Origin of the sequence: Caulobacter vibrioides, assembly GCF_002858865.1 — a bacterium.
GTDB classification, from domain to species: domain Bacteria; phylum Pseudomonadota; class Alphaproteobacteria; order Caulobacterales; family Caulobacteraceae; genus Caulobacter; species Caulobacter vibrioides.
Genome location: NZ_PJRR01000005.1, coordinates 85264 through 110360, shown reverse-complemented (window position 1 = coordinate 110360; position 25097 = coordinate 85264). Strand labels below are relative to the sequence as shown.

Here is a 25097-nt window from a genome sequence, read left to right as displayed (position 1 = left end):
CGGCGCGACGTTGGGGGGAAAGCACGCCCCCAGCTTGTCGCAGGGGCGATTGCGGTAAAGAGACATGATGCGGGCGACATCGAGGCTTGTGGTTTTCCTCGCGGCGGCGGTCCTGGCGGTCGCCGTGGTGGCGTGGTTTGTGATGTCGCGACGGCCGCCGGAAGTCGCCGTTCTCGAGATCAAGCCCGCGACGATCGAGCAGGCCCTGTCCGTGGTCGGCCGCGTGCGTCCGCTGGAGCTGGTGCAGGTCGCCTCGCCCAATTCCGGACAGATCGTGCGCCTGTTGCATGACGAAGGCGACCGCGTGGCGGCCGGCGATCCGCTCGCCGTGGTGCTGGCGACGGTGGAGCAGGCGCAGACACAGGTCGATGTGGCGCGCGAGCGGGCGGCGCGGGCCGCCGCCGCCGAGGCGCGGCTCAACTATCAGCGGGTCAAGACGCTCTATGATCAGGGCTTCGCGGCCAAGGCCGCGCTGGACGCCGCCCGGGCTGGTCTGGACACCGCCCAGGCCAATGTCGCGGCGGCCTCCGCCGGGGTCCGGGCCTCGGCCGAGCGCGCCCAGGAGTTCGTCATCCGCGCCCCGATGGCCGGGGTGGTGTTGTTCCGGCCGATCGACAATGGCCAGGTCGTTTCGGCGGGCCAGACGCTGTTTGAGCTGGGCTCGTCCACCGGGGTCGAGATCCGCGCCGAGGTGGAGGAGGTCTATGCCGACGCCCTGCGGCCGGGTCAGGTTGCGCGCGCGGCGCTGTCGGGGTCCTCGACGATCTTTCCCGCCCGCGTGACCGAGGTTTCCCCGCGTGTGGACTCCAGCACCGGCGGGCGTTCGGTTCGGTTGGCGGCCGAGGGCGAGCAGGACCTTTCCCCGGGGCGTTCGGTCGACGTCACCATCGTCGTCAGGCAGCGGCCCGGCGCGATCGTGATCCCACGCGCGGCCGTGCTGGACGCCACCGCCGCGCCCAAGGTCCATGTGGTCGACGCGGGCGACATCGTTCGGGCGCGATCGATCACCGTGGCGCGGTGGCCCTCGGTCAACGCCATTGTCGAAAGCGGCCTGCGGGCGGGGGACAGGGTCGTTCTGGAGCCGGCGGTGGTGAAGCCGGGCGCCCAGGTCACCCCCATCGCCGCCAAGCCGGACCGCTGATCCCGTGTTCGCGTTCAAGGTCGCCCGGCGCTACCTGTTGTCCAACCCCTCGCAGACCCTGCTGCTGATCGCGGGGGTCGCCCTGGGGGTGACGGTCTTCATCTTCATCACCGCCCTGATCGCGGGTCTGGCTGTGCGGCTGACCGATCAGGTGACCGGCAACAGCGCCCATGTCAGCCTGCAGCCGGCCACGCGCGTGGCCCGGGTGCTGGCGGGGCCGGACCTGCCGGTCGAGTCGGTGGCCCTGGTCTCGACCTTCCAGCGCCAGCAGATCCGCGACTGGCCGATGGTGATCGACCTCTTGCGCGCCAATCCCGAGGTGTCGGCGATCAGCCCGCAGATCTCCGGTAGCGCCTTCCTGGTCAGGAGTGAGGCCGTCGCGCCGGTGGCGGTGCTGGGCGTGGAGCCACAGGGGATCGACGCCATTTCCCGCATCACGCCCAACATCATCGAGGGCGACGGTGATCTCGGCGCCAACGGTCTGTTGATCGGGGTCCGCATGGCCGAGGAGCTGGGGCTGGGCGCGGGGCAGTCGGTCCTGCTGCGCACCGAGCGCGGCGTAGAGCGGCAGCTGACCGTCAGGGGCGTGTTCCGCACCGGGCTGCAAAGTCTGGACGAGCGCGTCGCCTTCCTGTCGCTGCAGACCGCAAGGCCGCTGTTCGACCTGCCCGAGGGCGTGACCAATATCGAGGTCAAGCTGAAGGATCCCCAGGACGCCCGCGCCACGGCCCGCTTTCTGGGCGAGGCGACGGGCCTACGTGCCACGCCGTGGCAGGAGAAGAATGTCGGCCTTGAGGACGCCCTGAAGGCGCAAGGGCAGACCGGCACGATGATCCAGATCTTCTCGCTGATCTCGATCATCATCGGCGTGGCCAGCGCGCTTGTGCTGTCCGCTTATCGCCGGCGCAGTGAGGTCGGGATCATGCGGGCGTTCGGGGTGCCCGGCGGGTTCATCCTGTGGGTCTTCCTGTTGCAGGGACTTCTGATCGGTCTGGTCGGGGCCTTGATCGGCTGCGCGTCGGGCTATGGCCTGTGCATCTGGCTCGAGAGCATCACCCGGCCCGACGGCACATCAATTCTGCCCATCGCTCCCCGGCAGGGCGGCTATGCGGCGGCGCTGGTGCTTACCACCCTGGGCGCGGTGATCGCCTCCATCCTGCCCGCGCGCTCGGCCTCGAAGATCGATCCGCTGGAGGCCATTCAGCAATGACCAACGTGATCGAAGCGCGGGGGATCGAGAAGGTCTTCCACAACGGCGATGAGGAAACCCGCGTCCTGAAAGGCATCGACCTGACGCTGGGCCAGGGCGAGCTGGCGGCCATGGTCGGGGCGTCCGGATCGGGCAAGTCGACCCTGTTGTCGATCATCGGCCTGCTGCTGCGTCCCACCGCCGGAACCCTGAGCATCAGCGGCGAGCGGGTCGATGATCTGTCCGAGCGGATGCGCGCGCGGTTCCGCAATCAGCGCCTGGGCTTTGTCTTCCAGTTCCACCATCTGCTGCCCGACTTCACGGCGATGGAGAACGTCGCCTTTCCGGCCGCCGCGCCGGGCGGGGGCATTTCGCGGGCGATGCGCACGCGGGCGCGCGATCTTCTGGCGCGCGTGGGCCTGGAAGACCGGATCGACTTTCCCGCCGCGCGGCTCTCGGGCGGGCAGAAGCAGCGCGTCGCCATCGCGCGCGCCCTGATGAACCGGCCCGACCTGATCATCGCCGACGAACCGACCGGGAACCTGGATCGGGAATCGGCGGATCGCGTTCTGGACCTGATGCGCGAGGTCAATCGGGAGGAGGGCGCGACCTTCTTGATCTGCACGCATGATGACGGTGTGGCGGCGCGATGTGGCCGTCGCCTGACCTTGAGTGACGGCAGGCTGACCTCGAACGTCCGCGACCCTGGCGGCTTTTCGTAAGTCGCCTGTGGGCGGCTCGCTGCGTTGTGACGTCAAGCGCGGCAAGGGTGCGACGTATTCATCGAATAGCGTTATGTAGCCTCAAGTCCAGTTCGCGGTTGCGAGATAGAGGCGCGCCCGGCGGGGTTGAGGCTGCTGTACCGCTCGTGATCGCCGGGTGTTCATCGATTTAATTGCCCGAATTTTCGCCATGTCGTTGGCGATCAACACGCCGCAATTGTTACAACAGTTCACGAAGCAAGTTTGATTTCAGTTTCAAACTACTTGTTTTTCTGAGGCGACCGTGTAATCCCGGATACAAGGGGAACGGAGTTTTGAACGTGGAAGATAAAGCTACCCTAATCGAGCTTACCGCTGAAATCGTCGCCAACTATGTGGCCAATAATTCGACGCCAGTGTCGGAACTTCCGGCCCTGATCCGGGCGACGCATGATGCGCTGGCCGGCATTGGCTCGCCGCCGGCGCCGACGGTTGAAGTGGTGACCAAGGCTACGCCGGCCCAGATCCGCAAGAGCATCACGCCTGAGGCGCTGATCAGCTTCGAGGACGGCAAGCCTTACAAGACGCTGAAGCGTCACTTGACCACCCACGGCATGACCGTGGCCGAATACAAGGCCAAGTGGGGCCTGCCCAACGACTATCCGACGACCGCGCCCGCCTACAGCGAAGCGCGCTCGCAGATGGCCAAGGCCCTGGGCCTGGGCCAGGGTGGCCGCAAGGGCAAGACGACCCGCGGCCGCAAGGGCTGATCGCTTACAGCGCTTGAAAAGACGGGAAGGGGACGCGGCGGCGTCCCCTTTTTCGTGTCTGCTTGTCTGGCTCCGCCTGTCTGCAGCCTGACCGTCTGCGCGGCTCCCGGGCGAGCGATGTCAGGCCGCGCCGCGCGTTTCCACGGCGGCTTCGTCGGCGTCGGCCAGAACATTGGCCAACACTTCCAGAAGCTTCGGCACCTCGACGGGCTTGGGGACGACGGCGTCCATGCCCGCCTCCACGTACAAGGAACGCTCATGGGGCAGCACGCTGGCGGTCACCGCGACCACCGGCGTGCGCATGCGGCCGCCTTGGCGCTCGCCCTCCCGGATCACCTGGCAGGCCTGGAGGCCGTCCATCTCGGGCATGTGAATGTCCATCAGGATGACGTCCCAGCGGTCCTGCTCCCACATCGCCACCGCATCGCGGCCGTCCACGGCGAAATGGGCGTCGGCGCCCAGATGTCCCAGCAGGGTCAGCAAGACCGCGCGATTGGTTTGGTTGTCATCGACCACCAGGATTCGCGGCGCGGCGTCCTCATCCGCTGATGCGGGAGCCAGCGCCAGCGCCGGCGCGGGCGGGGCGGCCACGGCGGGCGGTGGGTCGATCCGGGCCATGGGCAAAGTCAGCTCGAAGCAAGCGCCGCCTTCGGCCGGCGCCAGGAAGCGGATCTCTCCGCCCATCAGCTCGGCCAGCGACTTGCAGATCGCCAGCCCCAGACCCGATCCGCCCACGCGCCGCGTGCTGGAACTGTCGAGCTGGGCGAACTTGGTGAACAGCCGCTCGCGCTGGGCCTCGGGAATTCCGACACCGGTGTCCAACACGCGCGCGACGAGGCCTTGATCGTCGCCGTCCAGGGTGACGCGCACCGCGCCGCTGTCCGTGAACTTGATGGCGTTGGAAATCAGGTTCGACAGCACCTGTCGCAACCGCTCGCCATCGCCCTGGCGCCAGCCGGCGACCGCCGGTGAGGTCTCCAGACTGAAATCCAGATGCTTGTCGCGGGCCAGGCCGCCATAGAGCAGGCTCAGCGTGTGCATCTGGGCGGTGAGATCGAAGGGGCCCTCGACGATCTCCATCTTGCCGTCCTCGATGCGCGAGACGTCCAGGATGGTGTTGATCAGGCCAAGCAGGGACTGGCCCGAGGCGGTGATCGTTTCCAGGCGCCGACGCTGGTCGACCTGCAGCTTTCCCGAGGCCATGATCTGGGCCATGCCCAGCACGCCGTTCAGGGGCGTGCGGATCTCGTGGCTCATGGTGGCCAGGAACTCGGACTTGGCGCGGTTGGCCTTCTCGGCGGCCAGCGCCAGGGCCTGGGCCTCGGTGCGCAGGCGACGGTTCTCGGTCAGCTCCCGCTCGAGCTCGTCATTGAGCGCCTGACTGGCCAGACGCGCGCGCACCTCGCGGCCGACCACGCCCCGCATCAGGGTCGACATGCCGACCGCCGCGAAGGCTCCGGCCAGGCCGACGAACAGGTACTGGTTGACCATATCGCCCGGCGCGCCGCGCGCGATGAAGACCAGGCTGACGAGCGCGGCGCCAACGCTGACATTGGCCACACGGCGGCTCGGCGCCGAGGTGGCGAAGACCAGCGCCAGCAGCACGAAGTAGATCAACTTCTGTGGCTCGAGGTGAAATAGGTGAAAAGCGGTCACGTGCCCTAAAAAGAGCGCGTTCATCCCCAGGACCAGCCACTCCAGGTGGCCGCCCACGATCCGCCGCCGCCGCAACAGAAACCACGCGCTGAACGCATAGATCGCGGTGGCCCCGGTCAGGCTCGTCAGCATGACGAAGGCGAGACCCTTCTCGTAGAACGGATGGGCGATGGCGATCAGCGAATTGTAGATGGCGGCCGCCAGCAGATAGCCACGCGCGATCGGCACGTAGGCTTCTGTCAGGGCGATCCTGACAAGCCGCGAGTCTTCACCTTTAGACGGCGCCAAGCCTGAGCCCCGATCCTCTGTTCTGCGAACATCGTGCGTGGCGACAAGTTAAGTCTTGATTTGACAGCGCTGGCTAGACGCCGCTCAGACTCATCCCAGGCGTGTCTGGCGGGGTTGCTCCACCGCCGTTCAGGGGGCGCTGCATCCAGACGAGGTCCACCCAGCGGCCGAATTTGTGGCCCATATCCGGGAAAACGCCTTTCTTTTCAAAGCCAAGAGCGGCGTGAAGGCCGATGGAGGCCGCGTTGCCGCTGTCGCCGATGACTGCGCACATTTGTCGCACCCCCAAATCCTCGCAGGCGGTGATCAGGGCCGACAGCAGCGCCTTGCCGACCCCCGCGCCGACCGCCTCAGGCGAGACATAGACGCTGTCCTCAACCGTATAGCGATAGGCCGCGCGCAGACGGAACGGGCCGGCGTAGCAGTAGCCCACCACCTTGCCGTTCAGCTCGGCGACCAAATAGGGCAGGCCGCGATCCAGGAAGCCCTGCCGCCGGCGCGCCATCTCGGCCGCGTCGGGCGGGATCTCCTCGAAGGTGCCCAGACCGTTCAGCACGTTCCAGCCGTAGATGGCCGTGATGGCCGGGATGTCGGCGTCGGTGGAGGGGCGGATCATGACGGTCATCTAAAATCCTCTCCCCGTGGGAGAGGTGGCCCGCAGGGCCGGAGAGGGAAGCGATTCCGGCCCAACTTCCCCCTCCGTCCGCTCTGCGGACACCTCCCCCGCTGGGGGGAGGATTTCGAACGTCGCGCTCACGCCTTCGTCCAGCCCTTCTCGACGGCCCAGACCGCGAAGGCGTAGTCCAGCGCGATCTCCTTGAGGAAATCAAAGCGGCCCGAGGCGCCGCCGTGACCGGCTTCCATATTGATCTTCAGCAGCACCGGATTGCCGCTGGTCGTGGCGGGGCGCAGCTTGGCGACCCACTTCTGCGGCTCCCAGTAGGTGACGCGCGGATCGGACAGGCCCCCGGTGGCCAGGATCGCCGGATAGGGCTTGGGCCCGATATTGTCGTACGGCGAGTAGCTGGCGATGTAGTCGTAGGCCTCTTTATCCTCCAGCGGATTGCCCCATTCGGGCCATTCGGGCGGGGTCAGGGGCAGGGTGGTGTCGCTCATGGTGTTGACCACGTCGACGAACGGCACCGCGGCGATGATGCCGGCGAAGAGATCGGGCCGCATGTTGGTGATCGCGCCCATCAACAGGCCGCCGGCCGAGCCACCATAGGCCACCGTGCTGGCGGGCTTGCCATAGCCGGCCGCGTGCAGGTGCTCGGCGCAGGCGATGAAGTCGGTGAAGGTGTTCTTCTTCTTGAACTTCTTGCCGTCCAGGAACCAGCTCCAGCCCTTTTCCGAGCCGCCGCGCGGGCAGGCCGTGGCCCAGATCCAGCCCCGGTCCACCAGGCTGAAATTGCGGATCGAGAAGTTGGGCTCCATCGAGATGCCGTAGCTGCCATAGCCGTACAGCAGCAGCGGAGCCGAACCGTCCAGCTTGGTTCCCTTCTTCATCAGGACGAAGATCGGCACCTCGGCGCCGTCGGCGGCCTTGGCGTTCAGGCGGCGGGTCTCATACTTCGACGGATCGTGGCCCGACGGGATTTCCTGGGTCTTGCGCAGGGTCCGCTGGCGGCTCTTCATGTCGTAGTCGAACCACTGCCGGGGCGTGGTCATCGAGTTGTAGACGAAGCGCACCGTGTCGGTGTCGTACTCATAGCCGCCTTCCAGCGACAGGGCGTAGGCGGCCTCGTCAAAGGCGATGGCGTGCTCGGCGCCGTCCTTGGCGGTGACGACGACGCGGTTGAGGGCGTCGACCTTCTCCAGGCGCACGAACCAGGCCTTGTAGGCCATGGTCCCCGAGATCAGGCGGCCGGGCTTATGCGCCACCCAGTCCTTCCAGTTGGCCTTGCCGGTCGCGGTCTCCGGCGTGGTGACCAGCTTCCAGTCGACCGCGCCGTCGGCGTTGGTGCGGATCACCCAGTGGTCGTTCCAGTGCTCGACCTCGTAGCGCAGCCCCACCTCGCGCGGGTGGAAGACCACCGGCTTGGCCGTCGGGTTCGCCGCCGGAATCAGCAGCGCTTCGCTGGTTTCCTGGTTGCCGCACGAGATGACGACGTACTTCTCGGAGCTGGAGACGCCGACGCCGATGAAGAAGCCCTCGTCGGGCTCGTCATAGATCAGCACGTCGTCCTTGGCCGCGCCCTTGATCGGGCGGCGATAGATCTTGGCGGGACGGCCATTGTCGTCCCGGAACGTCCAGAACAACCACTGGCCGTCGGGCGAGAAACAGAAGTCGCCCGTGGTGCTGTCCACGGCCTCGCCCAGCAGGGCGCCGGTCGCCAGGTCCTTCACATGGATGCGGAAGACTTCCGAGCCCTGCTCATCGACCGCCCAGGCATAGAGCTTGTGATCGGGCGAATGGCTGGCCGCGCCGACCTGGTAGAAGGCCTTGCCCTTGGCTTCCTTCTCCTCGTCCAGCAGCACCTCTTCGGCCCCGCCGCCGACGGGCTTGCGGGCGTGGACTGGGTGCTGCGCGCCCTTGTCATAGCGGGTGTAGTATTCGAACGGACCATCCTTGGCCGGGACGCTGGCGTCGTCCTGCTTGATGCGGCCCTTCATCTCCTCGAACATCGCCGCCTGCAGCGCTTCGGTCGGGGCCAGCATGGCCTTGGTGTAGGCGTTCTCGGCGGTCAGGTGTTCCTTGACGTCGGCCTTGATCAGGCTGGGGTCGCGCAGGACCTTCTGCCAGTTGTCGTCCTTCATCCAGGCATAGTCGTCGGTCCGCGTGCGGCCCAGCTGGGTGATGGTCTTGGGGACCTTCTTGGCCACCGGCGGCGTGGGACGGGCGGCGTTGTCGGCGGTCATGGGCGATCCAAAAGCTGTTCCAGACAGGAGTGCGGTCGATGACGTAAGCGCCGCGGCGGCTCCCGTCATCATCTGACGTCGATCCATGAGAGATTTCCCCCGTACTCTTGAACAACCCGCGCGTGCGGCAGAACGACAACTTGCGGCGCAGAAGCGCTATGGTCAAACTCCCTCAAGCGTCGGGCTAGTGAGTGTCGCGTATCGAGGGGGGGGACGTCATGCCGGTTGACCTCTCCGTCGACCTGATCAGGGCGACGGTGCAGCTGGAACAACCGTTGGGTGACGGCTCGCGGACGGTCGGTACCGGCTTTCTGATCGCCGACACCACCCCTGACGGCAAGCCGCGCACCATCCTCATCACCGCCGCCCACGTGTTCGAGCGGATGCCGTCGATGACGGCCCGGATCGGCTATCGCGTGCAGGGCTCCGACAGCGTCTGGCGCTACGATCCTGAAGCCTTGAAGATCCGCGACGGGGATCATCCGCTGTGGGTGAAGCATCCGACCCGCGACGTGGCCGCCCTGGTCGTCGAGGCGCCCGAGGAGTTCGTCCGCGCGGCCATCCCGCTGAACTACCTGGCCAAGGACGACACCTTCGACGCCTTCAATCTGGGGCCTGGCGACGAGATGATGGCCCTGGGTTTTCCCAGGGGGCTGTCGGCCAATTCGGCGGGCTTTCCGATTCTGCGGTCGGGGCGAGTCGCCTCCTATCCGCTGACGCCGTCGACCGACTTCCCGACCTTTCTGCTCGACTTCTCGGTGTTCCCGGGAAACTCGGGCGGGCCGGTGTTCATGGCGCAGGCCGCGCGTCGCCGCCCGGGCGGGAACGACACCCAGGATGTGCAGTTCATCGCCGGGGTGCTGACCCAACAGGTCGAGCTCTCGGGCGAGCGTCTCGAAATCGGCATCGTCACCCACGCCAAGTTCATTCGCGAGACCCTGGCGATGATCGATCAGGCGCCCGGCGATCCTGTGACCCAGGCCCAGGCCTCTCAGCCCCCGCCGCCGCCCGGGGCCATCGCCGCAGCCTCCACCCCGACCGTCCCCCTCGGCGCCAACCGCTGACGGAACCCGAACAAGGCCGCCGCCGTTTCCTCCGCGACGCACAACAGCAACGCAGAGGATTTGGCCATGAGCACCAATCGCATCGAAGGCGCTATCGACAAGGGCGTGGGCGCGGCCAAGGAAGCCGTCGGCAAGGCGACGGGCAACGCAAGGCTTCAGGTCGAGGGCGCGGCCCAGAAGGCCAAGGGCGACCTGCAGAACAAGGTCGGCAAGGCCCAGGACAAGCTCGGCGACGCGATCAAGCGCTGAACGCCAGGCTATGACTGACAAGGCGGCCGCCGGAGCGATCCGGCGGCCATTTTACATGGCTGTCTTCGCTCAACATCAAAACAGCCTCTTACATTCACAGCAGCATCGCCTGCTCGGCCCGCAGGGCCTTGGCCAGGGCGTCGACATCGGCCGGCGTGCTGAACAGGCCCGGCGTGACGCGGATGACCGGCCCCTTGCGCACGCCGCCGCGCCAGATCGTGTGGATGCGGTGGGCGTCGAACAGGCGCTTCTGCACCCGGCGCGCGGCCTCGTCGGTGGTCATGCCCTTCAGGCGAAAGCTGGTGATCGCGCAGTAGCGCGCGGGATCGTCCGGAACGCAGATCTCGACATTCGCCAGCTCCCTGACCGCATTGACCCAGCGGTCGCGAAGGCCGCGCATGTGCCGCTCCTTGGCCGCGCCGCCGACCGCGAAATGGAAGTCCACCGCTGTCGGGATGGTCATGACCGCGGCGAAGTTCACCGTACCCGACGGGATACGGGTGTTGATGTCATCGTCCGGGAAGTTGCGGTTCTCGAAGGCGATGTCGATGTCCGACAGGCGGCTCTTGCGAACATACATCGCGCCGGTCCCGAGCGGCGCCGAGGTCCACTTGTGCACCGACCACCCGACGAAGTCGGCGCCCAGATCCTCCAGCTGGAAATCCAGGCAGGCCACGCCGTGGGCGGCGTCGACGATGGTGTCCACGCCGCGCGCGCGAGCCATGGCCACGATCTCGCGCACCGGCGTGACGAGGCCGGTCTTGTTGGACACCTGCGTGACCAGCAGCAGCTTGGCCTCCGGCGTCCGCTTCAGAACATCCTCGTAGGCGGCCAGGATATTGGCCGTGGTCGCCGGCTCGGGCATGGCGAACTCGACGACCTTGGCGCCCTTGTGCGTGCCCAGCCAGCGCATGGCGGCGATCATGGTGTCGTAGTCGAGATCGCAGCAGATCACACCGTCGCCGGCCTTCAGCGGCTTGTAGTTGGTGATCAGCATCTGAAGGGCGTCGGCGCCGCTGCGGGCGATGGCGATCTCGTCGGCGCCGCAGCCGACCAGCCGCGCGATCGCCGCCTCGGCCGCGCGGAAGGCGCTGGTCCAGCCTTCGCCGCCCGGCAGGACGTTGCGGGCCCAGATCGCGTTGGCGCGGTTCACCATCGCCGTGTTGCGCGCAAAGGCCTGCGCCACCACGCGGGGCATCATGCTCCAGTAGCCGGCCTCGAGGTTGTGGTAGCCGGGCTCGACGTCGAACTGGCGATGGAGCTCGGCGACGGGGATCGAGTCGGGCGTCAGGCTGGTCGCGGGGCTGGACGCGTCTGCACGTGCGCCGCCGGCGAGCAGGGCCGGCGCGCCAAGACCGGCGACGGAAAGCAGATGGCGGCGGCTGGGCGCGAGGGGCATCGGGGTCCTCTGGTTGGCCGGGGGCGGCGAGGGAGCAGCCCATGAACCGATGGGCGGTGCAAGACGGTCCGACTGCGGGCGCAAAGGCTGGCGGCACAGAGGTCGTGTCTTGGGCAGGGACGGCGCGACGGCGGGCAATCCCTTGCGTGCGCGCCGGGCGTCGAAAAGTGGCTTGAGGGGTGGCGGTCAGTTTGATTGGTGGACGGGGGTAGGAGAGGGAACAAAATGCATAGGTCTATGAAGGTTTGTACGGCCGTCATGGTCTTGGCGATCGCATCGCCAAGCTTGGCCCAGGACTATTCTCAATATTCAGACGCAGCGATCGAGCGGGAGCTGGCTCAGAAGGCCGACGTCACCATGTTCGAGATGGTGCCCATGCGCGACGGTGTGCGGCTGGCCACCAACGTCTACCGGCCCAAGGGCGCCAAGGGGCCTCTGCCGACCATCCTGATCAAGACGCCGTACAACGAGCTCTCCTACAAGGTGGGTAGTAGCCGCAGCGCGCTGGAGGCGATCAAGCGCGGCTACGCCCTGGTGCTGCAGAACGAGCGCGGCCGCTTCTATTCCGAAGGGGATTGGGAGATCCTGGGCAAGCCTCAGACCGACGGCTACGACACCCTCTCGTGGATCGCCAAGCAGGCTTGGTCGAACGGCAAGGTCGGCACCCGCGGCTGCTCGTCCTCGGCCGAATGGCAGCTGGCCCTGGCGGCCCAGAACCACCCCGCCCACGCAGCCATGGTCCCGCAGGCCTCGGGCGCCGGCATCGGCAAGGTCGGCGAGTTCGAAGAGCAGGGCAACTGGTACACCGGCGGCGTGCCGCGCAATCTGTTCTTCGTCTGGCTGTACGGCGTCGACAACCCGCTGAACCCGCAGCCGCCCAAGGGCTTGGACCAGACGACCATCGCGCGCCTGGCCAAGTACAACGACCTGGCGCCGAACAAGCCCGCCGTCGACTGGCCCAAGCAGATCCGCCACCTGCCGGTGGCCGACATGCTCAAGGACCTGGGCGAGCCGACCGGCACGTTCGAGGAACTGATCAACCGCAAGGGTCCGGCCGATCCGGCCTGGCGCAAGGGCGGGCTCTATCATGACGACGCGGGCTGGGGCGTCCCGGCCCTGTGGTTCAATTCCTGGTACGACGTGTCGATCGGGCCGAACATGGCCCTGTTCAACCACGCCCGGAGCGTGAACTCCGACAAGGAGGCCAGCGCCAACCAGTACGTGGTGGTCACGCCCTCGAACCACTGCGGCTTCAATTCGCGGGTCCTCAGCGGTCCTTACAAGTCGGGCGACCGGGCTTTGGGCTCGATCGACTTCGACGCCGAGAAGGAGGTCTACGCCTTCTTCGACCGCTGGTTGAAGGGGGACGCGGCCGCGTTCTCGGCCTCGACGCCGCCGGTCCGCTACTATTCGATGGGCGCCAACGCTTGGCGTGAATCGGCCCAGTGGCCGCCGCAACAGGCCAAGACGGTGCGCTTCTATCTGCGCTCGGGCGGACGCGCCAACAGCCTGAACGGCGATGGCAAGCTGTCGACCGCCGCCCCGGCCGCCGGCGAAAAGGCCGACCGCTATGTCTATGATCCGGCCAATCCGGTGCAGACCATCGGCGGCGGTGATTGCTGCAACGGCGGCCTGGTGATCGCCGGCGCCTTCGACCAGCGCCAGATCGAGGCGCGCGACGACGTGCTGGTCTACACCAGCGAGCCGTTGACCGAGGCCATGGAGGTCTCCGGCTTCGTGCGACCGGTGCTGCACGTGTCGTCGGACGCCAAGGACACCGACTTCGCGGTCAAGCTGGTCGACGTGGCCCCGGACGGCACAGCCTACATCCTCGGCGACACCATCATGCGGGCGCGCTATCGCGACGGCTACGACAAGCCCAAAATGCTGACGGCCGGCGCGGTCAGCGTCGTGAAGCCCACGCCGATCACGACCAGCAACACCTTCCTGCCGGGGCATCGGATCCGGATCGAGATCACCTCGTCGAACTTCCCCAAGTTTGTCCGCAACCTGAACACGGGCGGCGACAACGAGAAGGAGACCAAGTTCGTGGTGGCCCGCAACGCGATCCATCACGCGGCGGGGCAGGCGTCCTACATCGAACTGCCGGTGGTCCCGGCGAAGTAACGCCGCGCGAGGAGGTCTGGCCCTCAGGCCTCCTCGTAGGTCGCCGCGTAGTCGACCGGGAAGTTCACCGATCGGGCGATGAAGCAGACCTTGTGAATCTCATGGTGGATGGCGTCGGCCCTGACGAGGTCGGCGCCGGCCTCCACCACGATATGCGGCCGCAGGGTGGCGCGCAGGAACCGCCCCGCGCCATCGGGCGTGCTTTCACCCACGCCCAGCGGGCTGTCGCGATAGCCGCGCACCACGATCCCGGCGCTGGACGCCAGGTGCAGATACCAGAGCATGTGACAGGCGCTTAAGGAGGACAGCAGCAGGTCCTCGGGATTGTGCAGGGTGGGATCGCCGCCCAGCTGCGGATCGTTCGAGCAGGCTATCGGCGGCTTGCCGGGTGTGGCGATCGTCCAGGTGCGGTCATAGCCGCGATAGGTGCGCGTGCCCTCGCCCCGGTCGCCGGTCCATTCGATCAGGCTGGTGTAGTCGTGCTGCTTGGCCATCTCGCGCTCTCCAGACCGCCGAACGCTATCGCGATTCAGCAGCCTGGGAGCGGAGCGTTGATCAGCCGTAGATGATCGAGATGGTCTCGGCGACGCAGGCGGGACGTTCCTCGCCTTCGATCTCGATCGTGCACTCGTTCTTCATCTGCAGACCGCCGGCCTTGGGCTCGACGCTTAGCAGCTTCTGGCGCATGCGCACCTTCTTGCCGACGCGGACCATGCCCGTGAAGCGGACCTTGTCGCAGCCATAGTTGATGCCGCGCGTCACGCCGGTCACCCGCAGGATGCCCGCGCCCAGCATCGGGATCAGCGACAGGGTCAGATAGCCGTGGGCGATCGGCCCACCGATTTCCTTGGTGGCGCGCTCGACGTCAACGTGGATCCACTGATGGTCGCCGGTGGCTTCGGCGAACAGGTTGACGCGCTCCTGGGTGATCTCGACCCAGTCCGAGACGCCCAGCTCCTGGCCCACCAGGCCGGCGATGTCGGCGTAGGCGACTTCCTTCATGTGATTTCTCCCTCGAACAGTTGTTTGGATTGGTCGCATGCGTCGCCCCGAAGGGCAAGTCGGCTCAAGGCTCCAGGGCGGCGCGCGCGGGCTCGGGCAGCTGTGATACGGCCTCGTCTAGCAGCTCGCGCCAGGCCTCTCCGCGATCGCGCGCCTCGGCATAGGCCTCGCGCAGGGCGAAGGGGTCTTCCTGGGCGAGGGCGTGGATCAAGGTCTCGGCCTGCTCGAAATCCTTGCGCCGCTTGGGATTGGCCTGGCCACGCTTGCGCGAGATGATCAGCTTGTGGACCGCGTAGCGTGCGGGCGCGGGGACACGCACCAGCACCCCGTCACCGTGGAGAACGGCGGCCTCCACCGTGTCGCGGAGCAGGAAATCGAGGAATCGAAGAGGCGTCGCGTCGGTGTTCAGGGCCTCCAGTCGCGAAGTTTCCTCGTCGCCGGCATGGCGGCTGGTCGTCAGCACATCGACCGCATAGCCGTCAGGCGTACGATAGGTCGTGCTCTTGCCGGGATCGAGTTTCGGCACGGCGCTGAAGGCGGGATCCGCGCCGCGCAAGATGTCGAGGAACGTCTGGTCCAGGCGATCGTCCAGCGCCACGGAGATTCCGTAGTCTTGGGCGATGTCGAGGTCGCCGGTCCGGACAGCCGTGGAGGGCAGGGTGAACCCCAGCAGGCCCCCGTAGGTCTGGAACGCCACCGTTCCGACCACAGCGGCTCTTAAGCGAAATGCGCCGGCTTGAGCCAGGACCTGCAGGACCCGTCCCGTGCGATTGTCGGGGGCGTGAAGGCCCGCGGCGCGAAGGACGCGGACCAGCATCCGCCGCCCTTCCGAGGCGTTTTTCACCTGCTTGGCTTGTTCGATCGTCTGCAGGAGTTCGGGCGTTTCAAGTCCGAGATAGCGCTCCCGCCGTTCGCCCTGGGATTGCGGCGATCGGACGTACCAATAGTAGCGCCCCTTGCGTTCACGGCGCAGGAAGCTCGCCCCGTCTCCGAACGCGGTGATCTGGGCGGCGCGAAGCTGGTCCAGCAGTTCGGCGACGTTCGTATGGATCGCCAGGGGAAGGCGTTGGAGAGCCATGTGATCCTCGTTGCCACCACTTTATAAGTTGTGGTGGCAACTTCGAGAAAGATCAACGAGAAAGACGCACCCTAAACGATCTTGCTCTCGCCCTTGCCCCAGTAGGCGTCGCGGATCAGGCGCTTGTAGAGCTTGCCGGTCGGATGGCGGGGCAGTTCGGCCATGAAGTCGATGCGGCGCGGCGACTTGACGTGGCTGAGGTTGGCGCGGGCGAAGGCCATCAGCTCTTCGGCCAGGGCGACCTGATCGTCGCCGAGGTCCATCGGCTGGATCACCGCCACCACCTGCTCGCCCATCTCCTCGTGCGGCGCGCCCACGACGGCGGCGTCGGCGACCTTGGGGTGGGTGATGAGCAGGTTCTCGATCTCCTGCGGATAGATGTTCACCCCGCCCGAGATGATCATGAAGCTCTTGCGGTCGGTCAGGTAGAGATAGCCCTCCTCGTCGGCCCAGCCCACGTCGCCCAGCGTGGTCCAGCCGTGCTTGTTGTAGCTCTCGGCGGTCTTGTCCGGGGCGTTGTGATAGTTCACCGCCGGGCCGTTGGCGAAATAGACCGTGCCTTCGGTGCGCGGCGGCACGGGGTCGCCGGCCTCGTCGCAGATGCGCAGCTCGCCCAGCACCGCCTGGCCGACGCTGCCCTTGTGGGTCAGCCAGTTCTGCGAATTGATCCAGCAGAAGCCGTTACCCTCGGTGCCGGCGTAGTATTCGAAGATCACCGGGCCCCACCAGGCGATCATCTGTTCCTTGACCGGGATGGGGCAGGGGGCGGCCGCATGCACCGCCGACTTCATCGACGAGACGTCGTACTTGGCGCGGACCGCCTCTGGCAGCTTGAGCATCCGCACGAAGTGGGTGGGCACGAACTGACCGCAGTTGACCTTGTGCTGTTCGATCAGAGCGAGGGCCGTTTCGGGCTCGAACTTCTCCATCACGATCACCGTGCCGCCCAGCTTGTGCACGGTCATGCACCAGCGCAGCGGGGCGGCGTGATAGAGCGGCGCGGGCGACAGATAGATGCTGTCGCCGGAGAAGCCGAACAGGCCCTGGGCCATCATCTGCAGGGCGTTGGGCGCATCGATCGGGCCGCCGCTGAGGGCGGGTTTCACCCCCTTGGGGCGCCCCGTGGTGCCCGACGAATAGAGCATGTCCGTACCGGCGCTCTCGTCGGCGATCGGCGTGGTCGGCTGGCCCTCGCGCGCCGCCACAAAGTCGGCGTAAGGGCCGTGCGCGCCGCCCACCGTGAACAGCGACAGGCCCGGGACCAGCGCGGCGATCTCGTCGATCATCGGGCCCATGGCCGTGGAGGTGATGAACACCTTGGCCCCGCAGTCCTGCAGGATGTACTCGGCCTCAGAGGCCGTCAGCTTGGTCGAGATACAGACGAAATAGAGCCCCGAGCGCTGGGCCGCCCAGGCGACCTCGAAGAAGCGGGCGTTGTTCTCCATCAGGATGGCGATGACGTCGCCGGGAACCAGACCGAGCGACCGGAACAGGTGCGCGCCCTGGTTCGACCGCGCGTCCAACTGGGCGTAGGTCACGACCTCGCCGGAGCCGGCCATAATGTAGGCGGCCTTGTCGCCTTGGGACTGGGCGTGGAGGTAGGGGTGCATGTCCGGGACCTCTGCGTCTGTTTCTGGTTCTAATTCGATGTGTCATCCCGGACGGCCCGCAGGGTCGATCCGGGACCCAGGGGATGACGGAGCGCGGTGCGCGCCGCCCCTGGGGCCCGGCTCTCCGCTACGCTGCGGCCGGGATGATACGGGTTGGGCGTTAGGCGGCGACGGACTGCCTGGCGGCGGCCAGGATCATGTCCGCGCCCTTTTCCCCGATCATGATCGAGGGGGCGTTGGTGTTGCCGGAGATCAGGCGCGGCATGATCGAGGCGTCGACCACGCGCAGGCCCTCCACGCCGCGCACGCGCAGTTGCGCGTCCACGACGGCCATCGGCCCGGTCCCCATCTGACAGCTGCCCACGGGGTGATAGAGCGTCGAGCCGGTCTGGCGGGCGAAGTCCAGGAGCTGCTCGTCAGTCTGGACCTCGAGGCCGGGGTTCATCTCGCTTTCGACATACTGGGCGATGGCGGGTTGCTGGCCGATCTTCCGCGCCCACTTCAGGCCGGCGACGATGACCTCCTGGTCCAGCGGATCGGCCAGATAGTTGGCGAAGATGGCCGGATAGACCGACGGATCGGCCGACTTGATGCGGATATGGCCCCGGCTTTCGGGACGCAGTTGGCACGGGGCGATGGTCATGCCCGGCGCGCCTTCCAGCTCCATCTTCTGCTCGTTGAACAGCTTCTCCAGGTCCATGGTCGCGGGCAGGATGTGGAACTGGATGTCCGGTCCCGCGAGATCGGGGCGGGACTTACAGAACGCCGCCACGTGCGCCGCCGACAGGGTCAGAAGGCCCTTGCGGAACAGCAGGTACTTCATCGCCTCGGCGGCCAGGCGTCCGCCCTTGCTCTGCTCGTTGACCGAGACGGTGCCGGACTTCAGCCGGTAGCGGGCGGCGACGATATAGTGGTCCTGCAGGTTCTCGCCGACGCCGGGCAGGTCGGCGACGACCTCGATTCCATGCTCACGCAGCAGCCCGCCGGCGCCGACGCCTGAGAGCTGCAGAAGCTGGGGTGAGTTGATCGCGCCGCCGGCCAGGATCACCTCGCCGCGCGCCATGGCGGCGCGCCGCTCGCCGTTCTGCATGAACTCGACGCCGACGGCCCGCTTGCCCTCAAACAGGACGCGGCCGGCCAGGGCGTTGGTCTCGACGCGCAGGTTCGGACGCTTCATGGCCGGGTGCAGATAGGCGACAGCCGACGAGCAGCGCGCGCCGTTCTTCTGGGTCACCTGATACCAGGTGGCGCCTTCCTGGTCGGCGCCGTTCAGGTCGGGATAGCGCGGGATGCCGGCCTGGTCGCAGGCGTCGATCAGCGCCTCGGAGATCGGGTGGGCGTCGCGCATGTCGGCGACGTTCAGCGGGCCGCCGGTGGCGTGCAGGTCGCAGGCGCCGCGCTCCTGATTCTGAGCCTTGCGGAAATAGGGCAGGACGTCGTCCCAGGCCCAGCCTTCGCAACCCAGCTGCCGCCAGCCGTCATAGTCGGCGGCCTGGCCGCGCACATAGAGCATGGCGTTGATCGAGGACGAGCCGCCCAGCACCTTGCCCCGCGGCCAGACATGGCTGCGGCCGCCCGTGCCGGGGTCGGGCTCGGTGGTGAACAGCCAGTTGACCTTCGGATCCTTCAGGGTCGACGAGTAGCCGACCGGAATGTGGATCATCATGTTCGAGGCGAACTGGGAGAGGTTCTTGGTCGGTCGGTCGTCGCCGCCCGCCTCCAGCAGCACGACCTTGTAGCGGCCGTTCTCCGACAGCCGCGCGGCCAGCACGCAGCCCGCCGATCCCGCGCCCACGATAACGTAGTCGGCCTCGATGATCCCGGTCATCGTTTCTCTCCCTTCGCCGTCCGCGTTCTCGTCGCTGATCGGCGTTTAGTTGAGAGGATGCGCCCAGGTCCGGCCATTGCGCAAGTTGCCGTCGCGGCGCCGTTGGTCGAACGTCGATCTTGGGTATGGTGACGTTAACGGCAACCCATTCCAGTGAGGCGTTAAATGGACCTGATCAGTCAGACGGTGGTGGACGGCAAGGCGGGGCCCGGCGCGCCGCCGACCTATCCGACACTCAAGGACGTCGATCTCGCCGACATCTTCCGTTTCACCAAGGGCCAGCCCTGGGCCGATTTCGCGCGGATGCGGCAGGAGGCGCCGGTCATGTGGCACCCTGAGCCGATGGGCGGTCCGGGCTTCTGGGCCCTGACGCGCTATGAAGACGTCCATCGGGTCAATGGCGACCCCGAGACCTTCTCGTCCCAGCGGGGCGGCATCCTGATGTCGATGGGCGCGCCCGAGAAGCGCCATGCGCTGCTGTTCCGCGCGTCGATGGACACCATGATCAACATGGACGCGCCGCATCATCTGCAGCTGCGTCGCGAGCACATGCCGTACTTCACGCCGTCCTATCTGCGCGGCCTGACCGAGCGGGTGAAGGGCGAGGTCACGCGACTGCTCGACGAGATGGAGCCGCTGCTGGCGAACGGCGCCGAGATCGACATGGTCGAGCACTTCTCCAGCGTGCTGCCGCTGTTCACCCTGTGCGAGATCCTGGGCGTGCCGCCGGAAGACCGGCCCAAGTTCCTGACCTGGATGCACTACCTGGAGCGCGCCCAGGACCTGGCGGTCAAGCAGGCCAATGCGCCGATGCAGCCGACCCTGGAGCTCATGCAGTTCGTCATGGACTTCAACAACAACGTCGAGGAGATGTTCGAGTACGGCCGCACGATGCTGCACAAGCGTCGGGAGGACCCGAAGGAAGACCTGATGACGGCGATCGCCCGCGCCCAGCTCGATGGCGCGGTGCTGCCTGACGAGTATCTCGACGGCTCCTGGCTGCTGATCGTGTTCGCCGGCAACGACACCACCCGCAACACCCTGTCGGGCGCGATGCGGCTGCTGACCGAGTTCCCCGACCAGAAGCAGAAGCTGATCGCCGATCCGTCGCTGCTGGGCGGGGCGGTCGACGAGTTCATCCGCATGGTCAGCCCGGTCGTCTATATGCGCCGCACCGCCACCCGCGACGTCGAGGTCAACGGCCAGCTGATCCGCGAGGGTGAGAAGGCGATCATGTATTACGGCGCGGCCAACCGCGATCCGGCTATGTTCGAGAACCCCGACCAGCTGGACGTCACCCGCGCCAACGCCGGCAAGCACATCGCCTTCGGCTATGGCCCGCACACCTGTATCGGCAAGCGTGTCGCCCAGATCCAGCTGGAGGAGGCCTATCGCCAGATCCTGGCCCGGTTCCCCGATCTGAACTGGACCGGAAACATCGAGATCGCGCCGAACAACTTCGTGCACGCGATCAGCAAGCTGGGTGTGAAGCGGGGATAAAGGGCGCGCCGGCGGCGAGGATTACGTCTCGCGCGCCGGCGCTGTAGGGCGTCCGGATATGGGGGGTTCCGGACGCCCTTAGAATGGCTCAGATCACCCCCCTCGCGCGCCGCGACGCGCGGTCGCAGCAAACCCAAAACAGCAGAGCGCCCAGGCGGCCCGCGACCGGGTCTTGTTCTTCGGTGTCTTCGGGTCATACGATCGTTTAAAATCAGGCCGAGGAGAACGCCATGTCGACACCGACCTTCGAGACCCTGCTGTACGACGTCGAGGACGGGATCGCGACGATCACCCTCAATCGCCCCGACCGCATGAACGCCTTCACCGCCCGGATGATGAAGGACCTGATCGAGGTGTTCGACGTCACCGACGCCGACGATGCGGTGAAGGTGGTGATCATCACCGGGGCGGGGAGGGCGTTCTGCGCCGGCGCGGACCTCGGCGGCGGCGGCGCCACCTTCGACCGCACCAGCCCCCAAGCGCTGGAGCGTGAGGAGGGCAAGGTCGGCGACATCTATCGCGACGGCGGCGGCCGCGTGACCCTGCGCATGTACGACAGCTTGAAGCCGATCATCGGCGCCATCAACGGCGCGGCCGTCGGCGTGGGCGTGACCATGCAGTTGCCGATGGACATCCGCCTGGCCTCGACCGAGGCCAAGTTCGGCTTTGTCTTCGCCCGCCGGGGGATCAATCCCGAGGCCGCCTCCAGCTGGTTCCTGCCGCGTCTGGTGGGCCTGCAGACGGCGCTGGAGTGGTGCTACACCGGCCGTGTGTTCCCGGCGTCCGAGGCGCTGGAGAAGGGGCTGGTGCGCTCGCTGCACGCGCCCGATGAGCTCTTGCCCGCCGCCCGCGCCCTGGCCCGCGAGATCGCCGACAACACCGCCCCCGTCTCGGTGGCCCTGACCCGCCAGCTCTTGTGGCGCATGGCCGGCGCCGACCATCCGATGGAAGCCCATAAGGCCGACAGCCGCGCCATCCAGTCGCGCGGCTCGTCCGGGGACGCCAAGGAGGGCGTCACCTCGTTCCTCGAAAAGCGCGCGCCGGTCTATCCCAACAAGGTCTCGAGCGACGTGCCCGATATCTGGCCGGAATGGGAGCAGCCGGAGTTCCGTTGAGAATACGCTCCGACCTCCCCGGCGAATGCCGGGGTCCAGATCAAGCCCGCACGCTTCGATCATCTTGGCTCAGAATGAAGGTGCGCGCGCCCCGACTGTTCCGGTTGAATCTGGGCCCCGGCATTCGCCGGGGAAATCGGATGAGAAATGGAGGGGGCGCGAGGGCGCATTTGCCGCGCCCTCGCTCACCGCCCGTTAATCACGCTCTGGTCTGTTGGCAAGCATGAGCGAAGCCGCGCTGACCCCCGCGTTCGAAGAGCCCGAGGCCCCCAGGGCCTCGCCGCGTTCGCGCTCGACCCTGCTCAAGCGACTGGCCGACGTCGTCTGTCTGCCCAGCAGCCGGATCAACGCCTTCGAGCGCTCGATGACGGCCGACCTGCTGGTCGAGATGCTGCGCGACGCCAATGTCGGCGAACGCGAGAAGGTGGCCCGTCGTCTGGCCATGCTCAACGAAATGCCGGGCGTGCTGGTGCGCCTGTTGCTGCGCGACGAGCTGCCGGTGGCGCGCGCCCTGCTGGTCGATTCCGAGAAGCTGTCGGACGCGGACCTGATCAGCTGCCTCTATCAGGCCACGACCGAGCACCGCCGCCTGATCGCCCAGCGGCGCGGGGTCAGCGAAGTGGTCGCCGACGCCCTGATCGAGGTGGGCGAACCCGCCGTCATCGAGACCCTGCTGCGCAACGAGCTGGTCAAGCTCAGCCACCAGGGCGTCGAGAACATCGTCGCCGCCACGCGCGACGCCCAACACCTGATCCCGCTGCTGCTGCGCCGCGCCGAGCTGCGCCCCAGCCACGCCTATGTGATGTTCTGGTGGGCGGATTCCGAGGCGCGGCGGGTCATTCTCCAGCGCTTTGCGGTGTCGCGCGAAATTCTCCAGGATGCGGTGGGCGACGTCTTCGCCCTGGCCTCGGCCGAGGGCTGGCAGGATCCGCTGTCGCGCAAGGCCCTGCAGTTCATCGAGCGCCGCCAGCGCAACCGCGCCGCCATCGCCAAGAGCCCGTTCAACAGCCTCGATGAAGCCGTCGCGGCGGGGGAGGGAGGCTTCAACCGCGAGATCGCCGAGGAGATCTCCTACCTGTCGGGCCTGAAGCCGATGACCGGCGCCAAGATCTTCACCGATCCGGGCGGCGAGCCCCTGGCCATCCTGTGCAAGGCGACCGGTCTGCCCCGGGGCTGCGTGCGCCAGCTGTGGCGCGGTCTGCGCCGCCAGGAGGTCGATCGCACCGGCGCCACCGACCCGAACCTCGAGCGTGTGCTGACGGTCTATGACGCCATCGCCGTCGACCGCGCCCAGACGGTGCTGCGCTATTGGAACTGGTCGCTGACCTCGGCCCTGACGCCGGCTCTGCTGAAGGCGATCCGCGACGGCGACGAGGCCGCTGTTGACGAATACTCGGCCCCGCAGCGCGCCGCCATGCTGGCGCTCTCCCGCGACTTTGGCCGCTAACGTCTGGATATCGGCGGTATCAGGTCGCGCGGCATATCGATACTCAGGATATCAAGCCCCGATTTCTAGCCAGTTCCAGTAACCGAGAGCCTTCTCGAACATTTGAGTATTACAAATTATCTCTTGAGAAGGTCCGTATTGCTCGTTGTGGTCAATGTGGGTATGCACCCCTCGACTGATCTAGGAATCAGCCGCACCAGCAAAAAGTTTTGGCGACGGGCGAGGCATATGGAAGATCAATCGGACCTGATCGAGATGACGGCGGGCATCGTTTCGGCCTATGTCGGCAATAACGTGGTTTCGACCGCCGACCTGCCGGCCTTGATCAAGCAGGTTCACGCCGCGCTCGCCAATGTCGGCGCCCCGGCCGCCGAGGCGGCCCCGACGCCGAAGGAGCCTGCGGTTCCGGTCAAGAAGTCGATCACGCCGGACTATCTGATCTGCCTGGAAGACGGCCGGAAGTTCAAATCGCTCAAGCGCCACCTGCGCACCAAGTACGACATGACCCCCGAGGACTACCGCGCCAAGTGGGGCCTGCCCAAGGATTACCCAATGGTGGCGCCCAACTACGCCGAGGCGCGCTCGAACCTCGCCAAGCAGATGGGTCTCGGCCAAGGCGGCCGCAAACCCGCGCGCAAGGCGAAATAGCCGAGTCGGAACAAAAGCTTGGCCGTTCGCGGCCTCTGCCAAGATCAGCGCCCGTCGTCCGAACCCGGACGGCGGGCGCTGTCGTTGTTGGTTGACTCTCCTTGGGAATCTTGTCGCGCGACATGTTTTTCGCTTGCCGCCGATTCGTTCCTTAAGCGATAGTGAATCGAAGTGATTCCAATAGCTTGTTAAGGACTCTGAAGATGTCCGCGCAATTGAGCGCATCCGCCACGGCGGCCCGCGCTCACCAGGAGATGTTCGCCTACTGGGCGTCCCTCCGTCGGGGGGCGAACCTCCCCGCGCGCGTCGACCTGCATCCTGCGAGCATGAAGCGGCTGCTGCCGACCGTCAGCCTGATCGACGTGGTCGGCGGCGCGCCACGCGACTATCGCCTGCGCCTGGCGGGCACCGGGCTCTACGGCGTCTATGGCCGCGAGATCACCGGCCGCCTGATCGGTGACGTCTACAACGCCGCCGCCGTCGACTACTGGCGCAAGGAACTGGACAAGGTCGTGGACGAGCGTCGTCCCGGCGTCGGCGTCCACAGCCTGGCCTGGCGCGGTGCGCCGCACATGTCGATCCTGTGGCTGCGCCTGCCGCTGGCCAGCAACGGCAAGGACGTCGACATGATCCTCGGCTACGACGCCGTGGTCGGCGCGGCGGTCGAGAGCGGCTCGGGTATTCGCGCGGCCTGAGGGCGCGCTTGGTATCTCTGCTCGCGGATGCGGGCGGGACGAGAGTCCGAAATGGGTGGTTTTCGCACCATGCTCCCTCTCCCATAGGGAGAGGGTTGGGGTGAGGGGTTACGGTGTCCGACGGAGCGCCGGCACGCCGTCTGACCTCGTAACCCCTCACCCTCCCACCGCTTCGCGGCGGGCCCCTCCCTCTCCCTTTGGAAGAGGGGTTCGTGTCCGACCAGGGTCGCTAACAGTCTCCACCACTGCTCCAGAAACCCGACCTTCCCGGCGAAGGTCGGGGTCCAGATCAGCCAGCGGCAGCCATCCGGTCAGCGCGGCGCGCTTTCGCATCACCCCCAACCGCTCCGGATGAATCTGGGCCCCAGCGTTCGCCGGGGAGGTCGGGCTTTTACGGCAATGCGTCCTTCGAGGCTCGCCTTCGGCTCACACCTCAGGATGAGGAACACTGTTGCTGAATCCCTCATCCTGAGGTGCGCGCGCCTGAGCGCGCCTCGAAGGACGCAGGGAGCCAAGGTCCGACCAGGGTCGGGAACGAAAATGAGACCCACGCCGACCTCCGGACATTGACCGCCCCTCCCCTGAACCGGACGCTCGGAAGGTCAGTGAGGGGTGGGGATCGGACGTAGCAATCACCGTCATCCCGCGCTTTATGCGCGGGACCCATTTGTCCGCCGCAGGTGCGGTGCGGCGTGAATCTCTCACGTGGAAGCTGAACCATGGGTCCCGCG

At 66.8% G+C, this 25097-nt stretch carries 19 protein-coding genes and 5 pseudogenes; 13 read left to right on the top strand and 11 right to left on the bottom strand.

The features are described 5' to 3' along the window. The first annotated feature begins 64 nt into the window (after positions 1–64). The 4 genes from CVUC_RS02020 to CVUC_RS02005 all read left to right on the top strand — a co-directional run bounded on the left by CVUC_RS02020 (position 65) and on the right by CVUC_RS02005 (position 3801). Positions 65–1141 (top strand): efflux RND transporter periplasmic adaptor subunit, encoded by a 1077-nt coding sequence (locus CVUC_RS02020; RefSeq protein ID WP_096032714.1) that lies wholly within the window; start codon positions 65–67, stop codon positions 1139–1141. A 4-nt stretch (positions 1142–1145) separates the two neighbouring features. Continuing rightward, positions 1146–2351 (top strand): ABC transporter permease, encoded by a 1206-nt coding sequence (locus CVUC_RS02015; protein ID WP_010918815.1) that lies wholly within the window; start codon positions 1146–1148, stop codon positions 2349–2351. After that, positions 2348–3052, top strand: coding sequence for an ABC transporter ATP-binding protein (locus CVUC_RS02010; RefSeq protein ID WP_010918816.1), 705 nt, complete (start codon positions 2348–2350; stop codon positions 3050–3052). The genes CVUC_RS02015 and CVUC_RS02010 overlap by 4 nt, the downstream gene beginning before the upstream one ends. 320 nt (positions 3053–3372) lie before the next feature. Next, the gene (locus tag CVUC_RS02005) at positions 3373–3801 is read left to right on the top strand and encodes a MucR family transcriptional regulator (RefSeq protein WP_012640096.1); all 429 of its coding nucleotides are present in this window, start codon (positions 3373–3375) and stop codon (positions 3799–3801) included. 120 nt (positions 3802–3921) lie between these two features. Here CVUC_RS02005 and CVUC_RS02000 read toward each other — a convergent pair whose 3' ends face one another. The 3 genes from CVUC_RS02000 to CVUC_RS01990 all read right to left on the bottom strand — a co-directional run bounded on the left by CVUC_RS02000 (position 3922) and on the right by CVUC_RS01990 (position 8691). Continuing rightward, complete coding sequence (locus CVUC_RS02000) at positions 3922–5745, bottom strand: ATP-binding protein (RefSeq protein WP_096032715.1); 1824 nt, start codon at positions 5743–5745, stop codon at positions 3922–3924. Between the two features lie 73 nt (positions 5746–5818). Next, positions 5819–6370, bottom strand: coding sequence for a GNAT family N-acetyltransferase (locus tag CVUC_RS01995; protein ID WP_096032716.1), 552 nt, complete (start codon positions 6368–6370; stop codon positions 5819–5821). A gap of 128 nt (positions 6371–6498) precedes the next feature. After that, positions 6499–8691, bottom strand: coding sequence for a S9 family peptidase (locus tag CVUC_RS01990; RefSeq protein ID WP_096032717.1), 2193 nt, complete (start codon positions 8689–8691; stop codon positions 6499–6501). 20 nt (positions 8692–8711) lie between these two features. Between CVUC_RS01990 and CVUC_RS01985 the strand changes: the two are divergent. Together CVUC_RS01985 and CVUC_RS01980 are read left to right on the top strand one after the other, a co-directional pair. Beyond that, positions 8712–9668: pseudogene (locus tag CVUC_RS01985) on the top strand (trypsin-like serine peptidase). A gap of 60 nt (positions 9669–9728) precedes the next feature. After that, positions 9729–9931: pseudogene (locus CVUC_RS01980) on the top strand (CsbD family protein). Between the two features lie 80 nt (positions 9932–10011). Here CVUC_RS01980 and CVUC_RS01975 read toward each other — a convergent pair. After that, on the bottom strand, positions 10012–11454 hold the full coding sequence (locus tag CVUC_RS01975) for an aminotransferase class V-fold PLP-dependent enzyme (RefSeq protein ID WP_096032719.1): 1443 nt from the start codon (positions 11452–11454) through the stop codon (positions 10012–10014). A gap of 87 nt (positions 11455–11541) precedes the next feature. Between CVUC_RS01975 and CVUC_RS01970 the strand changes: the two genes are divergently transcribed. After that, entirely contained in the window at positions 11542–13443 is a 1902-nt protein-coding gene (locus tag CVUC_RS01970) for a CocE/NonD family hydrolase (RefSeq protein ID WP_096032720.1), read from the top strand. Positions 13444–13466: 23 nt separating this feature from the next. Here the strand turns inward: CVUC_RS01970 and CVUC_RS01965 are convergent, their stop codons facing one another. The 6 genes and pseudogenes from CVUC_RS01965 to CVUC_RS01940 all read right to left on the bottom strand — a co-directional run bounded on the left by CVUC_RS01965 (position 13467) and on the right by CVUC_RS01940 (position 18961). Then, on the bottom strand, positions 13467–13937 hold the full coding sequence (locus CVUC_RS01965) for an OsmC family protein (RefSeq protein WP_096032721.1): 471 nt from the start codon (positions 13935–13937) through the stop codon (positions 13467–13469). A 61-nt stretch (positions 13938–13998) separates the two neighbouring features. Next, positions 13999–14445, bottom strand: a complete 447-nt coding sequence (locus CVUC_RS01960; protein WP_096032722.1) for a MaoC family dehydratase — start codon at positions 14443–14445, stop codon at positions 13999–14001. Between the two features lie 64 nt (positions 14446–14509). Next, positions 14510–15523 carry a nucleotidyltransferase family protein gene (locus tag CVUC_RS01955; RefSeq protein ID WP_096032723.1) on the bottom strand — a complete coding sequence of 338 codons (1014 nt, stop codon included), beginning with the start codon at positions 15521–15523 and terminating at the stop codon, positions 14510–14512. Positions 15524–15594: 71 nt separating this feature from the next. Next, positions 15595–17133 (bottom strand): acyl-CoA synthetase, encoded by a 1539-nt coding sequence (locus tag CVUC_RS01950; RefSeq protein WP_096032724.1) that lies wholly within the window; start codon positions 17131–17133, stop codon positions 15595–15597. A gap of 29 nt (positions 17134–17162) precedes the next feature. Beyond that, positions 17163–17279 (bottom strand): annotated as a pseudogene (locus CVUC_RS01945) (hypothetical protein); the annotation flags it as partial. 14 nt (positions 17280–17293) lie between these two features. After that, a complete protein-coding gene (locus CVUC_RS01940; protein WP_096032725.1) occupies positions 17294–18961 on the bottom strand; it encodes a GMC family oxidoreductase in 1668 nt (555 codons plus the stop codon). Positions 18962–19126: 165 nt separating this feature from the next. On the opposite strand from CVUC_RS01940, the gene CVUC_RS01935 reads away from it, so the two are divergent. The 6 genes and pseudogenes from CVUC_RS01935 to CVUC_RS20205 form a co-directional block, all read left to right on the top strand. Continuing rightward, on the top strand, positions 19127–20461 hold the full coding sequence (locus tag CVUC_RS01935) for a cytochrome P450 (protein ID WP_010918830.1): 1335 nt from the start codon (positions 19127–19129) through the stop codon (positions 20459–20461). 230 nt (positions 20462–20691) lie between these two features. Continuing rightward, positions 20692–21576, top strand: coding sequence for a crotonase/enoyl-CoA hydratase family protein (locus CVUC_RS01930; protein WP_096032726.1), 885 nt, complete (start codon positions 20692–20694; stop codon positions 21574–21576). Between the two features lie 223 nt (positions 21577–21799). Further along, positions 21800–23023, top strand: coding sequence for a DUF2336 domain-containing protein (locus CVUC_RS01925; protein WP_012640100.1), 1224 nt, complete (start codon positions 21800–21802; stop codon positions 23021–23023). Positions 23024–23251: 228 nt separating this feature from the next. Further along, positions 23252–23671, top strand: a complete 420-nt coding sequence (locus CVUC_RS01920; protein ID WP_096032727.1) for a MucR family transcriptional regulator — start codon at positions 23252–23254, stop codon at positions 23669–23671. A gap of 197 nt (positions 23672–23868) precedes the next feature. Then, complete coding sequence (gene mopJ, locus CVUC_RS01915; protein ID WP_096034739.1) at positions 23869–24366, top strand: motility/cell cycle regulatory protein MopJ; 498 nt, start codon at positions 23869–23871, stop codon at positions 24364–24366. A 55-nt stretch (positions 24367–24421) separates the two neighbouring features. After that, a pseudogene (locus CVUC_RS20205) lies at positions 24422–24595 on the top strand (hypothetical protein); the annotation flags it as partial. Positions 24596–25003: 408 nt separating this feature from the next. On the opposite strand, the pseudogene CVUC_RS20195 reads toward CVUC_RS20205, so the two are convergent. After that, positions 25004–25087, bottom strand: a pseudogene (locus CVUC_RS20195) (hypothetical protein); the annotation flags it as partial. Positions 25088–25097: the final 10 nt, after the last annotated feature.